The sequence below is a fragment of the Haloferax sp. KTX1 genome (genome assembly GCF_902410085.1).
In the GTDB taxonomy this organism is placed as follows: domain Archaea; phylum Halobacteriota; class Halobacteria; order Halobacteriales; family Haloferacaceae; genus Haloferax; species Haloferax massiliensis.
Genome location: NZ_CABPRH010000001.1, coordinates 510,780 through 525,456 on the forward strand (window position 1 = coordinate 510,780; position 14,677 = coordinate 525,456).

Annotated in this window: 13 protein-coding genes and 1 pseudogene; 5 read left to right on the forward strand and 9 right to left on the reverse strand. The window is 69.3% G+C overall.

Annotated elements, in window-relative coordinates; all coding sequences use genetic code 11:
- Window positions 1–48 precede the first annotated feature (48 nt).
- Window positions 49–543 carry a hypothetical protein gene (locus FY251_RS02625; protein ID WP_148413328.1) on the reverse strand — a complete coding sequence of 165 codons (495 nt, stop codon included), beginning with the start codon at window positions 541–543 and terminating at the stop codon, window positions 49–51.
- A 190-nt stretch (window positions 544–733) separates the two neighbouring features.
- Here FY251_RS02625 and FY251_RS02630 point away from each other — a divergent pair, with 190 nt between their 5' ends.
- Both FY251_RS02630 and FY251_RS02635 read left to right on the forward strand, forming a co-directional pair.
- Window positions 734–1,612 (forward strand): CbiX/SirB N-terminal domain-containing protein, encoded by an 879-nt coding sequence (locus tag FY251_RS02630; protein ID WP_148413329.1) that lies wholly within the window; start codon window positions 734–736, stop codon window positions 1,610–1,612.
- The gene (locus FY251_RS02635) at window positions 1,612–2,787 is read left to right on the forward strand and encodes a DR2241 family protein (RefSeq protein ID WP_148413330.1); all 1,176 of its coding nucleotides are present in this window, start codon (window positions 1,612–1,614) and stop codon (window positions 2,785–2,787) included. The genes FY251_RS02630 and FY251_RS02635 overlap by 1 nt, the downstream gene beginning before the upstream one ends.
- Window positions 2,788–2,832: 45 nt before the next feature.
- Here the strand turns inward: FY251_RS02635 and FY251_RS02640 are convergent, their stop codons facing one another.
- From FY251_RS02640 to FY251_RS02650, 3 genes are all read right to left on the reverse strand, one after another.
- Window positions 2,833–3,414 carry a hypothetical protein gene (locus FY251_RS02640; protein WP_148413331.1) on the reverse strand — a complete coding sequence of 194 codons (582 nt, stop codon included), beginning with the start codon at window positions 3,412–3,414 and terminating at the stop codon, window positions 2,833–2,835.
- Window positions 3,415–3,471: 57 nt separating this feature from the next.
- Window positions 3,472–3,657, reverse strand: coding sequence for a methytransferase partner Trm112 (locus FY251_RS02645; RefSeq protein WP_013035425.1), 186 nt, complete (start codon window positions 3,655–3,657; stop codon window positions 3,472–3,474).
- 108 nt (window positions 3,658–3,765) lie between these two features.
- Window positions 3,766–5,097, reverse strand: coding sequence for an adenylosuccinate synthase (locus FY251_RS02650; RefSeq protein ID WP_148413332.1), 1,332 nt, complete (start codon window positions 5,095–5,097; stop codon window positions 3,766–3,768).
- Window positions 5,098–5,329: 232 nt separating this feature from the next.
- On the opposite strand from FY251_RS02650, the gene FY251_RS02655 reads away from it, so the two are divergent.
- Window positions 5,330–5,635, forward strand: a complete 306-nt coding sequence (locus FY251_RS02655; RefSeq protein WP_004043804.1) for a hypothetical protein — start codon at window positions 5,330–5,332, stop codon at window positions 5,633–5,635.
- A gap of 287 nt (window positions 5,636–5,922) precedes the next feature.
- Here FY251_RS02655 and FY251_RS02660 read toward each other — a convergent pair whose 3' ends face one another.
- Window positions 5,923–8,160, reverse strand: a complete 2,238-nt coding sequence (locus tag FY251_RS02660) for a hypothetical protein (RefSeq protein ID WP_148413333.1) — start codon at window positions 8,158–8,160, stop codon at window positions 5,923–5,925.
- A 161-nt stretch (window positions 8,161–8,321) separates the two neighbouring features.
- Here FY251_RS02660 and FY251_RS02665 point away from each other — a divergent pair, with 161 nt between their 5' ends.
- Window positions 8,322–9,227, forward strand: coding sequence for an SAM-dependent methyltransferase (locus tag FY251_RS02665; protein WP_148413334.1), 906 nt, complete (start codon window positions 8,322–8,324; stop codon window positions 9,225–9,227).
- Here FY251_RS02665 and FY251_RS02670 read toward each other — a convergent pair whose 3' ends face one another.
- Window positions 9,228–10,106, reverse strand: a complete 879-nt coding sequence (locus tag FY251_RS02670; RefSeq protein ID WP_255516593.1) for a CDP-alcohol phosphatidyltransferase family protein — start codon at window positions 10,104–10,106, stop codon at window positions 9,228–9,230.
- Window positions 10,107–10,270: 164 nt separating this feature from the next.
- Window positions 10,271–10,624, reverse strand: coding sequence for a hypothetical protein (locus FY251_RS02675; protein WP_148413335.1), 354 nt, complete (start codon window positions 10,622–10,624; stop codon window positions 10,271–10,273).
- A 53-nt stretch (window positions 10,625–10,677) separates the two neighbouring features.
- Here FY251_RS02675 and FY251_RS02680 point away from each other — a divergent pair.
- Window positions 10,678–12,328: pseudogene (locus FY251_RS02680) on the forward strand (potassium channel family protein).
- A 101-nt stretch (window positions 12,329–12,429) separates the two neighbouring features.
- Here the strand turns inward: FY251_RS02680 and FY251_RS02685 are convergent.
- Window positions 12,430–13,278, reverse strand: coding sequence for a heme-copper oxidase subunit III (locus tag FY251_RS02685; RefSeq protein ID WP_148413336.1), 849 nt, complete (start codon window positions 13,276–13,278; stop codon window positions 12,430–12,432).
- Window positions 13,279–13,489: 211 nt separating this feature from the next.
- Window positions 13,490–14,566 (reverse strand): phytoene/squalene synthase family protein, encoded by a 1,077-nt coding sequence (locus tag FY251_RS02690; RefSeq protein WP_148413337.1) that lies wholly within the window; start codon window positions 14,564–14,566, stop codon window positions 13,490–13,492.
- Window positions 14,567–14,677 lie beyond the last annotated feature (111 nt).

A 14,677-nucleotide genomic window follows, 5' to 3' on the forward strand; every position in this document is an offset into this window, starting at 1 on the left:
CGACGTAATAAGCGCCGGCCGCCGGATATCACGGTTGATAGCCTCGAATCAGACGTATAAATCGCTGACGGCAGACTCGACGACGCGGAGGGCGGCGGCCCCCTGTCGGCGCGGGACGACCACGGCGAGCGCGTCGCCCGCGACGCCCGCGGCGTCGACGACGACGGACTCGGCGTCCAGTCGGGAGAGAACGGCGGCGAGGACGGTCGGGTCCACGTCGCCCTCGGCGATGATAGCCGTGAGCGGGCCGCCGCTCGCGAGGTCGACGCCGGCGACCGAGAGCACGGGGTCGTCGTCGGCCTCCTCGACGTCTTCGCCGACGAGGCCGACGCCGCTTCGCATCGTCACGGCGGCGTCTCGGGGGTCGGCTTCGAGGGGTGGGAGGTCGTCGGCGAACCGGCGGAGCGCGGCCGCGACCGCCTCGTCGTCGCCGAGGTCGAGTTCGGCCGCGGCGGCGGCGTAGTTGACGACGCCCGCGCGGAGCGCGGCGAGGAGGTACGGTCGTTCGCGGACTGCGTCGCGCGCGTCGGCGGCGAGGGACATGGCTCCGTGGTGGTCGGGCGCGCGCAAAAAACCGCCGCTCGTCGGCCGCCGTCGGGGTCGCCGACGGGACCGGCACCGCGGCGCACCGCGACGCGTCGGCTGAACGAGTGGCGAACGCGAGTTGTCCGAACCCGAAGATTCCTTTCTCCGATGCGAAGTCCATAAGACACTCCCCTCGTAACCCCCGGACATGCAAGCTCTGGTCATCGTGGCGCACGGGTCGCACCTGAACCCGGATTCGAGCGCCCCCACCTACGACCACGCGGACACGGTCCGCGAGGTGGGCGCGTTCGACGAGGTGCGGACCGGCTTCTGGAAGGAAGAGCCGTCGATCCGCGAGGTGCTCCGAACCGTCGAGGCCGACGAGGTGTACGTCGTCCCGCTTTTCATCAGCGAGGGCTACTTCACGGAGCAGGTCATCCCGCGCGAGCTCCGCCTCGACGGGTGGGACGTGGCCGACTGGGACTCCGACGGCCTGTCGGCGTCCCACGTCACCCTCACCGCGACGGACGTGCCCGAGAAGACGATTCACTACTGCGGGCCGGTCGGGACGCACGCGGCGATGACCGACGTGTTGGTCCGCCGCGCCGAGACGGTCACCGGCGACCCGAACGTCGGCGAGGGCTTCGGCCTCGCCGTCGTCGGCCACGGGACCGAGCGCAACGAGAACTCCGCGAAGGCCATCGAGTACCACGCCGACCGCATCCGCGAGATGGACCGCTTCGACGAGGTACAGGCGCTCTACATGGACGAGGAGCCAGAGGTGGACGACGTGACCGACTACTTCGACTCCGAGGACGTGGTCGTCGTCCCGCTTTTCATCGCCGACGGCTTCCACACCCAAGAGGACATCCCGGAGGACATGGGCCTCACCGACGACTACCGCGCGGGCTACGACGTGCCCGCGGAGGTCGACGGCCACCGCATCTGGTACGCCGGCGCGGTCGGGACCGAGGGCCTCATGGCCGACGTGGTGCTCGAACGCGCCGCCGACGCGGGTGCCGACATCGGTAACAGCCTCGAAGTCGTGCGCGAACGCACCCGAAAGACGGCACAGGAGGCGAACTGATGGGACACCACCTCGACGCCCTCGTCGACGCCGCGGCGACCGGCGACGGCGTCTCGCTCGACGGACTCACCGCCGTCCACGACGACGCCGGCTTCCGCCTCGAAACGCCCGACGCGACGCTTTCGGGGCTCACGGAGGGCGGTCTCCGCGAGGCCCTCGCCGACTGCGACGACTACGCGACGAACTGGTACTTCTGGTCCGAGGTCCTCGGCGAGTCCGGCCCCCAGCGACGGGCGTTCCTCCGCTGGGTCGAGGGCGCGCGGGTCGATGCGGGCGGCGACGACGATGGAGACGGAGACGGCGGCGATAACGACGCCGACGCCGATGCCGACGCTGACGCCGCTTCCGTCCCCGAGCGCTACGACGCCCTCCGAGACGGTGTCAGCCGCGAGTGGGGCCAACTGCTCGTCACGGCCACCGTCGACGACCACGGCGAGCGCTCCTACGAACTGCGCCACGCCGACGAGGTCGACGCCGACCGCGACGAACTCGACGCCTACCACGAACCGCTCGCGGCCCGCCAGTTGGCCACCTACGACGAGAAGGGTCGGTACCGCCCGCTGAAGTCCGGCAACAACCTCGCCGGCGGCTGGGTGTTCCCCGACCTCGGCGGCCGCGACCTCGTGGAGACCGTCGAGACGTTCTACCCCGCGTCGGTGCCGAACTGGTACCGCGAGCGCCGGGGCGAACTCGACGTGACACACTGGGAGGACGCCATCGGCCGCCAGACCGGGATGTACAGCGTCGTGAAGACGTGGAACCGCGGCGACGGCCACGAGCACGTCGACTGGGTCGCGGAGGCCTGCTGTGACGACAGCCAGTGCGTCAAGCGCCGCGAGTGGCAGTACGACGACGACGCCGACCTCGACGTCGACGGCGGCGACGGCGCGTTCCCGTGCCGCGAGCCGTGTTCCGTCGTCATCGCGGCGTCCCGAAAGTGGACGCGGCTGGAAGGCGAGGACACGCAGACCTACGAGTTCGAACTCACGCCGTCCGAGAAAGAACAGGTCGAGGCCATCGTCGACGCCGTCGCGGACGACCGCACCGACGACATCCGCGAGGCCGACGTGTACGAGGGCGCGAACCGCTACCGGGCGCGGTTCCTGCGCGCGAAACTGTTCGACGACGAGGGGAACCTCGGCGGCGTCCCGACCGACGCGCCCGACGACGAGTAGGCCGCGCCGCGAGGGACGGGAATCGGACCGATTTTCCGGACGCCGTCACCGCATCGTCAGCACCAGCGCCGCGAGGACGCCGCCGACGACGACGCCGGCACCGAGAGTGATGGCGAAGCTCTCGAACAGCGAGGCGAGCGCCACCGCGAGGACGAGCGCGAGGAGCGCGAGGCCGAACACCGGGGCCGCACGCGGGTCGACGCTCGGGAACACGTCGGCGATGCTTTCGGTGACGCTCGGTTCGGGCTCGGGTTGCTTGGGCTTCGAGAGCGTCTCGTCCACGTCGACCGGCGGTTTGCCGCCGGAGCCGGGCTCGACGGTCACGTCGACGTATCTCGTCTCCGAACCGTGGCCGGAGACGATTTTGAGCTTCCCCGACACCGGCTCGGGCGGCGAGGTGACGAACACCTCGACGGTCTTCGTCTGGCCGCCGTCGACGAAGTGGTTTCCTTCGGACAGGCTCGCCGTGCGCGAGAGCTCGTCGTCGATGTGGAGGTGGACGTGCACCGCCTGCCCCTCGTTCGCGAGTTCGACCGAGAACGGCCCGTTCGTCGAGAACGACGGCGCTACCGAGAGGTCGTGAGGGCGCTCGTCGTTCAGCGTGACGGTGAGCGGCGCGTTCGACACGGCTTCACCGTCGAGACGAGAATAGAAAAACGTTCAGGTCCGATGAGGTGTCGTTCCTCAGTCGTCGCGCATGTCCGGCGGCAGGAGGTTCGGGATGCCGTCCTCGATGGGGTACACCTCGCCGGTGACCGTGCCGATGAGCCGCCCCTCGATGATTTCGTCGCCGTCGCGCTCGTCGACTTCCAGCTCAAGTTCGCTCTTGTCGAGGGGGTCACAGAGGATGTCCATCAGGGATTCTTTCATCGTCGTGACGGTGGATTGCGCGAAGTAAAAGCGTACGGGTTCGCCGCCGTCGCGGCGGCGGTCGGCGGACGGAGACGCGCCGTCACCGGTCGGCCGACCGCTCGGTGCTCAGTCGTCGAACGGGTTCTCGATGTGGACCGTCTGCTCGCGGCCGGGGCCGACGCCGACGGCGTAAATCGGCACGTCGAGTTCGTCCGAGAGATATTCGAGGTAGTCCTGTGCGGCGTCCGGGATGGCGTCGTAGCCCTCCTCGGCGACCGCCGCCCAGTCCACTTCCGGCCACGTGTCGAACTCCTTGAGGACGGGTTCGCACTCGCCCCAGCGCTCGGTCGTCGCGGGCATCGTCAGGCGTTCGTCGCCCGCCAGTTCGTAGGCGTGGCCGACCTTGACCTCGTCGAGGCCGGCGAGCACGTCGAGGTGGTTGACGGCGATGCCGGTGAAGCCGCTGACGCGGGCGGCGTGGCGGAGCATCGGCATATCGAGCCAGCCGATACGGCGCGGGCGACCGGTGACGGTGCCGAACTCGCCGCCCTTCTCGCGGATGAAGTCCGCGAGTTCCTCCTCGCGGTCGTCGTCTTTCAGCTCGGTCGGCATCGGGCCCTCGCCGACGCGCGAGAGGTAGGATTTGACGATGCCGACGACCTCGCCCTGTCCGACGACGGTCGGGCCGACGCCGGTGCCGGTGGCCGCGCCGCCCGCGGTCGGGTTCGAGGAGGTCACGTACGGGTAGCTCCCGTGGTCGATGTCGATGAGCGTGCCCTGCGCGCCCTCGAACATCACGTTGTCGCCCGCCTCGCGGCGCTCGGCGAGGAAGTCGCCGCAGTTGACGGCCATGTCGTCCTCGCGGAGGCGGCGGCCGATTTCGGTGTACTCCTCGACGAGCGCTTCCACGTCGCACTCCTCGCCGGCTTCGAGGCCGTACACGTCCTCGATGAGCGCCTGCTTCTGGGGCACGACGTACTCCAGTCGCTGGCGGAGCACGTCGGGGTCGAGCAGGTCGCCGACGCGGATGCCGCGGCGGCCGGCCTTGTCCTCGTAGGTGGGGCCGATGCCGCGGCCGGTCGTGCCGACGGTGAGGTCCGAGTCGGCCTTCGCCTCCTCTTCGATGTTGTCGAGGCGGCGGTGGTACGGCATGATGACGTGCGCGCGCTTGGCGAGGCGCACGTCGGGGTCGAGGCCGCGCTCGCGGAGGTCGTCGATTTCGGAGAACAGCGTCCGCGGGTTGATGACGCAGCCGTTTCCGAGGACGCCGACCTTGTCGCGGACGGCCCCGCTCGGGACGAGCGAAAGCTTGTACTCCTCGCCGTCTTCGACGACGGTGTGGCCGGCGTTGTCGCCGCCCTGATAGCGGACGACGATGTCAGCGTCGCCGCCCCACAGGTCGACGAGCGCGCCTTTGCCCTCGTCGCCGAGTTGCGAACCGACGATGGTAACAGTCATACGTCGGCCGTTCCCCGCGCCGGACTAAACAGATTACGGTCGCGGCCGACGAGCAATGCACAGGCGTGCATAATTTAATCGCAGTCACCGAAAAATACGCCATGAACACGCATTGGCGTGGCGACGGATAACACAACGGTTAATTAGTGTCCTCAGTAAGGTCGGGTTACCGGATTTTTCTCCGACTCAGAGGGCAAGGCTTAAAGCCTCCCAAGAAGAGTTAACAAATGGCATGATAGACCGACTTGAGAAGGAAGTCGATATGTTGGAGCGCCATCTCCAGGTCCTGAAGATGGTCATCGAGAGTGAGCCAATCGGCATCGTGAAGATGTCCAACGAGACGGGCTACCCGCACCACAAGGTCCGCTACTCCCTCCGCGTTCTCGAAGAAGAGAACCTCATCGAACCCTCCAGCCAGGGCGCAATCACCACCGAGCGCACCCAGGAGTTCGTCGACGAACTCGACGACAAGCTCGACGAAATCGTCGGCAAGCTCGAATCGATGAAGATCGAGGAAGCGGCCGAAATCGAGAACTAACCACACTTCAGGCGCACGCGGTCGTTCTATCCTGTTTCGTCCGACGAGTCTCTCCGGGCACGACATCGGACCGGCCGCGTTAGCGACGCTTCGACGCGGACGGTACCGGCTGTACCGACGCGACACCACGGACACTCGCCGCGGTCGCCCCCGGACACGAATCGCTCTCGGGCACCGCGGTCGTCTCACTATCGTTCAGTAACGTTGACAGCCGCGGCGCTCCCCCGCGCGGCCGTCACAGAAGACCGAACGCAAAACGGAACAGCGACGCCGAGGGGGTCGCCGACTCAGAGGTCGGGGACGTTCAGGTGGAACTCGCCGCCCCGCGCTTCGACCAGACAGAGGTGGTAGCCCTGCTTCCGCGAGAGCTTCACGAAGCTCTTGCGCTTCGACCGGCTCAGGAGACCGCCGCCGGTCTCCTCGGTGGCGGCTTCGAGCGCGCCCGGCTCGAAGAAGCTCTTCGTGACCACGAACGCCGAGCCGAGCGTCTCTTTCGCGTTGGCGACGCTCTTCGAGTCCTTGATGAGCTGGGTGACCATCGGCCGGGTCGCCGGGTCCCGCGAGTCGTTCAGGTTCGCCACGAACAGCGGCTCGCCCATCTGGTCGCGGACGATGATGTCGAACTGCCGCGACTCGGCTTCGCCGTCGCCGAGGGGTATCGAGACGCTCCCGTACAGTTCGATTCGGTCGGCCTTCGGAATCGAGTCGAAGACGCCGGCGAGGCTCGACCGATTGCCCGTCTCGCCGATTTCGTAGAGCAGGTCGGTGACGACCCACTTGGCGAAGCCGTACTCGGGCGTCTCGTGGAGGAACTCCTCGTAGGGCTGGCCGTCGATGCCGAGCCCCTCCGTGTCGAACGTGGTGTGGTGTTCCAGCCGGAGGTTCTCGACGACCTCCTCGCGGGAGGCCTGCCCGTCGTGGGCCTTCTCCAGCGTCGCCTCGCCCTTCCGGGCGTAGCGGACGAACAGGTTCGTCCCGCGGAGCGCCTCGTCGGCCGACATCGAGCGGTCGGTCGACCGGATGCCCGCTTCGTCGAGCTGACCCCGAAGCCGTTCGACCTCGGATTCGAGTTCGGCGACGCGGTCTTCCAGCTCCTCGGCGCGCGAGCGGTGTTCGTCCCGCTCCTCGCGGAGGGCGTCGCGCTCGGATTCGAGCCGGTCGCGCTCGGACGCCAGCGCCTCGACTCGCTGTTTCAGCGACTCGGTTTCCGCCGGGTCGACGGCCGGCTCTTCCGGCGTCTGTTCGGCCGGCTGAGACTGCTGCTGGGTCGGCTGGTCTTCCGGTGACGGACGGGAGCCGCCGCCCGCGCCGCCCCGCGACGGGCGGTGATGCGTCGCCTGCTTCGTGTTCCGCTGGTGGCTCCGTGGCGTCCCGGGGCGGCCGTCGACGGACTCGCCCTCGGCGTCGCGGGGGTCGAGCGAGGGAATCGACCGGGCGTTTCGCCACTGCGCCTCGGCGGAGAACACGTCGTCGCCGCTCGCGCCGTCCTCCGCGGGCGGCTCGGGAGCCGCCGCCTCGCCGTTTTTCTTCGGGGCGTCGGTGACGACCGGGCCCTCGGCCGTCGGGGGCCGCGACTCGGACTCCTCGGGCCCAGGCCGCTTCGCGGGCGGCGTGGTCGGCTCGGCTTGCGCCGGCGACTGCGACCCACTCGACGGGGTAGACGGGTCGGGGGTCGTCTCGGTCTCCCCGTCGTCGGGGGTCGGCGAGTCGGACGGCTCGGCGTCGTCCGCGGCCGCGTCGGCCGAGACGGCAGGGGTCGGCTCTCCGTCCGCCGACCCGTCACCGACTGGTTCGTCCTCGTCGGTGTCGCCGTCAGCGTCGGCGGTCTCGAACGCGGCCTCGTCGGCGGCGGCGGCCGCCCCCGGTTCGTCGGCGGCCGCGGGGTCGTCTGCGCCCTCGGCGTCGTCCTCGACCTCTTCGTCACCCGCCGGAGCGACGCCGCCCGCGGCGACTCCCGCCGTCCCGTCGGCCTCCTCGTCGGGGTCGCCCCCGGGAATGTCGACGAGGTCGATGTCCACGTCGTAGACCTTGTAGATGCCAACCTCGTCGCTCGCGCGCTCGAACGCCTCGTCGCCGGTGATGAGTCGCCTGCTGTTGCCGACGAAGGCGGCGCTCATCGACTTCCCCCCGTGGTAGACGACGTAGTAGTCGCCCGAGAGCACGTTCTCCGACAGTTCGACGTAGCCGGTGAAGCCGCCCGCCGAGAGCGTTCCGTCGGCGTCCTGCAGCGGCGTCTCCTCCGTGTAGTACTGCGCGCGGACGTCGCCGCCGGTCTCCCGCATCGCGTACAGGAGCGGCAGCGCCGAGTCCGGTGCGCGATACGCCTCGAACGATTCACCCTCGAAATCGTCGACCGTCCCGTCGAAAACCCCGAGGAGACGGCCGTTGAGCATGAATCCCCACGTCATGCCAGCGACGACGGCTCCTGTGAAGCCGTCGTCCGCGAGCGACCGGAGGCCACCGTGGCCTCGTTCGGCGGGCGCGGAGTCCCACCCGGTCACCGCGTCGATAATCTCGCTATCCATTTGGCGTTACATCACCGGAACCGAATCAAATACTTTCCGGGCGAACCGAGTGAACGTTTAGCTCAGTTCACACTTCAGCGTGTCCGTCGTGACCGATTCGCTCGCGTCCGTCGGCCCCGGCCGGGAGAACGGTTATACGAGTCCGCCGAGACGGGTCGGTCGTGACCAGCCACGACGACCGGTTCGTCCACTACCTCCGCGCGAAGGAGTCCGTGGACGACCGCGCGCTCCACCGACCGACGCTGGCGAGCCTCGAAGACCGGCTGGAGGCGCGCGCCGAGTCGCGTTCGGGAGAGCCGCTTCGCGTCGTCTCGGTCGGGGCTGGAACGGGCGCGATGTGCCGGCGACTCCTCTCGTGGGGCGTCTTCGACGCGCACGACGAGATAAAGTACGTCCTCGTCGACCGAACGCGCGGGATGGCGGACAACGCGGCCGCGGCGTTCGCCGAGTGGGCTCGCGCCGCCGGCTGGACCGCCGAGCCGACGTCGAACGGCTTCCGCATCGACCGCCACGGCCGCTCCGTCTCTCTCACCTACGTGACGAGCGACATCTTCGAGGCGATGACGGTCCTCCCGAAGGCCATCGACCTCGTGGTCGCCCACGCGGTCCTCGACGTGCTCCCGCTTCGCCGCGCGGTCGCCGCGCTCCTCTCGCGGCTGACCGACGACGGCCTCTTTTACGCGCCCGTCACGTTCGACGGCCGAACCGCGTTCCGCCCGAGCCACCCCCACGACGACGACGTCCTCGGCGCGTACCACGAGACGATGCGCGGCGACGACCGCGCGGGCCCGGACACCGGCTCCGACCTGCTTTCCGTCCTCCCCGACCTCGGCGCGTCCGTCGTCGCGGCCGGCGGCTCCGACTGGGTCGTCCACCCGCCGCACGACACGGAGGCGCGAATCTTCCTCGACCGCATCCTCGGCTTCGTCGAGGCGTCCGTCGGCGAGGCGGACGCGGTCGACCGCGAGACGCTCGACGGATGGCTCCGCGCCCGACACGACGGCCTCGCGGGCGACGAACTCGCGTACGTCGCGCACAACCTCGACGTACTGGCCGAACTCGACTGATTACTCGGGCGCTGACGCGTTCCCGTCACCTCGGCCCCGTCCGTCGTTGCCGCCGCTTCCGTCCCGGCTGTCGGCGTCGGCGTCGGCGACACCCCCGAATCGCCCCGAGACGTAGCCCCAGTCCCGAGCGAAGCCGACGAGGAGCGCCGCGGCCGCGACGCCGGTCACGAGGGGCATCCACGGGTCGAAGACGCCGGGCGCGAGCGCCAGCGGGACGACGGCCATCTGGACGCCGGCGAGGACGCGCCGCGACGCGCGGGGCGGGAGGTCGAACGTCGGCCGGCCCACCCGCTCGCGGAGCCTGAGCCCGAGGAGAAACACGTACCGCGCCGCGCCGACCGAGAGATACCACCACGCGAGCTCGCCGAGGAGCACGCCCGCGAGGGGGGCGACGAGCAGGCCGAAGGCGTCGACCGCCGTGTCGAGTCGCGCGCCGAGTCGGCTGACGCGGTCGAGCCTGCGGGCGAGCGCCCCGTCGAGCGCGTCGAGCGCGGCGGCGACGCCGTAGCCGACGGCGGCGGCCCACGCCCACGACGGACTCAGCGGCCCGTGGAGCGCCACGCCGGCGACGCCGGCGACGCCCGCGACGAGAAACCCCCGGGCGAGGGTGACGCCGGTCGGGACGCCGAGGCTGTCGTACGGGCGGCCCGGTTCTGCCGACTCGGATTCGCGTCCGTCGCCGAGTGCGACGTTCTCGTCCGCGTTCGCGTAGGCGTACGCGCAGAGTCCGACGACGACGAGCAGGGTCCCGGCGGCCCACGTCGCGGCGGCGGTCTCGGGCGGGGGGTCGGCGCGCGAGACCAGCCACACCCACTCGGTGGCGAGCAGTCCGCCGAACACGAGCGTGGCCGCGGCCGCCGCGCCGCCGGTTTCGAGCACGCGGCGTCGCGTCCGGCGGGTCGTGCGAGGGGCCACCGCGGCGTCTCCCGAGGGCGTCACGGCCGCTGACAGTCGCCCCGGCGCTCGGACGGTGTGCTACACATACTCGTATCCGAGGGCGGACGCCGGTTAAGTATTGCTCGCGTAACAGGTTCGGAGCAGCGTCACGACCGGCGCTCGGAACCGAACAGACGACTCCCGAGTTCGACCACCGCGAGGAGAAGCAGATACGTCGAGAGCCCGGCCGTGGCGGCGAGCAACGACGCCGGCCCGAAGGCGGCGACGCCGAGGGCGGTGCCGACGACGGCGAGCGCGACGGACGCGACTCGCACACCCCGTCGTTCCCACAGCCTTCGGACGGCGGACGCCCGCACCGAGAGCGCGATTTCGAGGGCGAGCGCCCCGACGACGCCGACGAAGACCGGCTCGGCCGTCACCGGCGGCCGCAGGAGCACCGCCGCGGCCGCGACGGGGACGAGCACCGACCCCGCGAGCGCGGCGTCTCGGCGGCGGGTCATGGAGCACCTACCGCGTCAGGACGCTTTTAGCCACCGGCGGCCATAGCGGGAGTATGTCTATTTCGGGCGACGGCCCCGGGTTGTCCAAGGCGAAGCGGCGACTCGGCCGCTATCTCGCGGGTGCCGGGCTGTTGATGCTCACGTTCTCCATCGCGTACCAGTGGGCGGCGGGCTTCTTCGCCGGCGAGGACATCTCCTTCCTCCAGGCGGTCCACGTCGTCGTCGAGACGTTCACGACGACGGGCTACGGCGAACAGACCCGGTTTTGGGTCGCCGTTGCTCGCGCTGTCGATTCTGATGCAACTCACGGGCGTCACGACCGTCTTCCTCACGCTCCCGCTGTTTCTCGTTCCCCTCGTCGAAGACGCCCTGCGGACCGCGCCGCCGACGGCGTCGACGCACACGGACCACGTCGTCATCTGTACGTTCACCCCGCGCGGCGACGCCCTCGTCGACGAACTCGACTCGATGGACGTCCCCTACGTGATTCTCGAAGCCGACCGCGACCGCGCCGAGGAGCTGTACGGCGAGGGCTACGAGGTCGTCCACGGCGACCCCGAAGAGGTCGAGTCGCTGGAGGCGGCGAACGCGCCCGAGGCGCTCGCCATCGTCGCCGACGACGACGACGAGACGAACGCGAGCGTCATCCTCGCCGCGAAGCAGGCCGCGCCGGACGCCCGCGTGGTCAGCCTCATCGAGGACCCCGAGGTCGCCGACTACCACCGCTACGCCGGGGCCGACCGGGTCGTCTCGCCGCGCCGGCTCCTCGGCGAGAGCCTCGCGGGCAAGGCGACCACGTCCATTTCCTCGGAACTCGGCGACGCCATCGAAATCGGCGAGGACTTCGAGGTCGCGGAGTTGCTCGTCCAGCGCGGCAGTCCCGTCGAGGACCGGACCATCGCCGAAAGCGGCATCGGGGAGGTCACCGGCGTCAACGTCATCGGCGCGTGGTTCTCCGGCGAGTTCGTCTCTCCGCCCGCTCCCGACGCCGTCATCGACGAACACACCATCCTGCTCGTCGTCGGCCGCGAGAAGCAACTCGAAGAGCTCCGCGCGCTGACGCTGTCGTCGGCGCGGCGCTTCCGCCGCGGGACCGTCATCGTCGCCGGATACGGCGAGGTCGGCTCCACCGCGGCCGAGACGCTGGCGAGCGCCGGCGTCCCGCACCTCGTCGTCGACAAACGGGACAAGCCCGGCGTCGACCTCGTGGGCGACATCACCGACCCTCAGACGCTCGCCGAGGCGAACGTCTCGGAGGCCCGCGGGGTCCTCCTCGCGCTCGACAGCGACACCACGGCCGTCTTCGCCACCCTCGTCTCCGAGCGCGTCTCCGAGGAGACGGAGGTCATCGCCCGCGCCAACGAGACCGAGAGCATCGCCAAACTCTACCGCGCCGGCGCGGACTACGTCCTCGCGCTGTCGACGGTCGCCGGGCGGATGCTCGCCTCGACGGTGCTCGACGAGGAGGTCATCGCCCCGCAGTCCCAGATAGAAATCGTCCGGACGCACGCGCCCGGCCTCGTGGGGCGGACGCTCGCCGGGGCCGACGTTCGCGCTCGGACGAACTGCACCGTCATCGCCGTCGAGCGAGGCGGCGAACTCGTCACCGAAATCGGGCCGGCGTTCCGGGTCGAAGCGGACGACGACCTCGTCGTCGCCGGCGTCGACGAGGACATCTACCGGTTCAACGAACAGTTCGGGTGAGCGGTCGCGGCGGGGGTGGTCGGCGGTCGGTGCCCGCGGCTCTCGGAAAAGAGCGGTTCGAAAGAATCGGTGCCGCGGCGTCGCGGCGACGGACGGTGACGTTACGCGCCGACTTCCGCGCCGACGTAGAGGACGACGACGAGGAAGATCCAGACGACGTCCACGAAGTGCCAGTACATCGAGGCCGTGCTGACGGAGACGTGACGCTCGGCGGAGTACTGCCCGCGGAGCGCGCGGACGAAGACGATACCGAGAAGCACCGCGCCGAGGCTGACGTGGAGGCCGTGCAGGCCGGTGAGGCCGTAGAACGCCGACCCGAAGATGCCGTCGGTGATGGCGAAGTTCGAGTGGACGATGAACTCGTAGTACTCGTACACCTGCCCGCCGATGAATATCACGCCGAGCAGGAGCGTGACCGCGAGGCCGAGGACGAAGTTACGGTGGTTCTCCTCGCGGATTGCGACGTGCGCCCAGTGGAGCGTGAAACTGGACACGATGAGGATTGCGGTGTTGGCCAGCACTAACGACCCGGTTAGCTCCGGTAGCTCCTGCGGCGGCCACGTCCCCGCGCGGATGAAGAAGTAGTAGGTGAACAGCGCGCCGAACGTCCCGAGTTCGGAGCCGAGGAACGCAATCATGCCCCAGCGGAGCTTCGATGCGCTCTTCTGGCTCGCGTCGCGCGACCAGAAGTGGCTCACGAACGCGTGGTACAACCAGCCGTAGAGCCCGGCCAGGAAGAGGAAGATACTGCCGATGAACACGGCGGGACCCGCCGTCTGACCGACGATTCCGTCCTGTCCTAAGACGTACAGCCCGGCACCGGCGTAGATGCCCGCGCCACCGACGGCGGTGACGAACGGCCACCAGCTCGCCTCGCCGAAGCCGCGCGGCCAGTCCTGAACCGCCGGCAGGTGATGGCCGTGGTCGTCGTGTGCTTCTTCGGTACTCATAGACGCCCGTTATGCTTGGGTTACTAAAAATCCTCCCAAACTGCGTTCGTCACGGGACCGCATGGGTCTCGGAGTGCGGTTCCGACGGCGGCCGCGACGGCTCCGACACGGGACGCTCACGAGGGTCGGTTGCTCGGCGCGTTGGCGGCGCTCGACGCGAGAAGAGACGCGAAAACGGAGCCGCGGCCCGGCCGGCGGTAGGGTGCGTCGGTCAGTCGGCGTTCGTCGTCGCCCGGTGGAACGGCTGTCGCGAGATAATCTCGCGCATCTCCGCCAGCGACTCGGAGCCGGACCCGTTCATCTCGGTGACGACGGCGAACACCTCTTGGCGGGAGATTTTGACGCCCTCGCCCGTCACCGCGTGTTCGGGGTTGGCGACGAGTTCGCGGAGCGTCCCGACCGCGAGCAGGAACGGAATCGCCCACGCGGCGAGCGTGTTGCCCTCGCGGAGCGGCACCGTCTCCAAGTAGGTCTGGGCGTCGTCGAGGAACGACTTGGCGTGTTCGGCGGTCCGCCTGACGACCGAGGCCGTCCGGTCGTTGTGCTCGGGCGAGACGACTTCCTCTTGGGGGACGCCCGCGTCGTCGAGCCAGTCGGCGGGGAGGTAGACGTTGTTCTCGGAGGTGTAGTCGTCGTGAACGTCCTTCGCGATGTTCACGAGCTGGAGGAGCAGGCCGAACTCCTCGGCGGTGTCGTAGAGCCGCGAGCGGCGCTCGCTGTCGACGTTGCCGCGGGTCACGAGGTTCGTGATGAGGTTGCCGACGGTGCCGGCGGCGTAGTAGCAGTACTCCTCTAGCTCCTCGCGGGACTGGATGCGGAGCCCGCCGGTCTGGGAGTAGCGTTCGACGAACATCGCCATGCCCGAGACGAGTTCGCGGACCGGCGGCGTGACCGCCTCCCGCACGTCCTCCGGAAGCGCCTCGAACGTCCGGAAGACCCGAGCGGTGTTGGCGACGACCATCCAGTCGTCGGACTGTTCGCCCTCCGGGGGGAGGTGCGGCTGTACGGCGGTCACGAACTCGTCGACGGTGGTGCCGTCGTCGGGGTCGAGCGCGCGGTCGTAGAGTCGAAGGAGGTGTGCCTGCTCGTCGGGCGCGATTGAAGACGAATCCTCCACGGTGTCGGCGATTCGACAGAGGAGATATCCGATACAGATGTGCGACGCCATCGGTTCGTCGAGGACGTCGACCGTGAGGGCGAAGGTCCGAGAGACCCCCTGAACTGCATCGTGACACCAATCGAGGTCGTCATCAGTTGCCGGTGGCCGGGCATCGGCGTGTCGAGACATTCGAAGCGTACCCGTATTACGGAAGGGGGGATAAAAAGTCTCGTGGGGGCCGCACCCGGAGACGCTCGTCAGCGGCGCAGGAGAAAACATAAGCATAGTCGATGACAGACT

Bases quoted from the DNA above. Each gene is read 5' to 3' on its own strand.
- FY251_RS02685 (WP_148413336.1), bottom strand. From the start codon at position 13,278: ATGAGTACCGAAGAAGCACACGACGACCACGGCCATCACCTGCCGGCG.
- FY251_RS02655 (WP_004043804.1), top strand. From the start codon at position 5,330: ATGATAGACCGACTTGAGAAGGAAGTCGATATGTTGGAGCGCCATCTC.
- FY251_RS02625 (WP_148413328.1), bottom strand. From the start codon at position 543: ATGTCCCTCGCCGCCGACGCGCGCGACGCAGTCCGCGAACGACCGTAC.
- FY251_RS02690 (WP_148413337.1), bottom strand. From the start codon at position 14,566: ATGTCTCGACACGCCGATGCCCGGCCACCGGCAACTGATGACGACCTC.
- FY251_RS02635 (WP_148413330.1), top strand. From the start codon at position 1,612: ATGGGACACCACCTCGACGCCCTCGTCGACGCCGCGGCGACCGGCGAC.
- FY251_RS02650 (WP_148413332.1), bottom strand. From the start codon at position 5,097: ATGACTGTTACCATCGTCGGTTCGCAACTCGGCGACGAGGGCAAAGGC.
- FY251_RS02660 (WP_148413333.1), bottom strand. From the start codon at position 8,160: ATGGATAGCGAGATTATCGACGCGGTGACCGGGTGGGACTCCGCGCCC.
- FY251_RS02645 (WP_013035425.1), bottom strand. From the start codon at position 3,657: ATGAAAGAATCCCTGATGGACATCCTCTGTGACCCCCTCGACAAGAGC.
- FY251_RS02630 (WP_148413329.1), top strand. From the start codon at position 734: ATGCAAGCTCTGGTCATCGTGGCGCACGGGTCGCACCTGAACCCGGAT.
- FY251_RS02675 (WP_148413335.1), bottom strand. From the start codon at position 10,624: ATGACCCGCCGCCGAGACGCCGCGCTCGCGGGGTCGGTGCTCGTCCCC.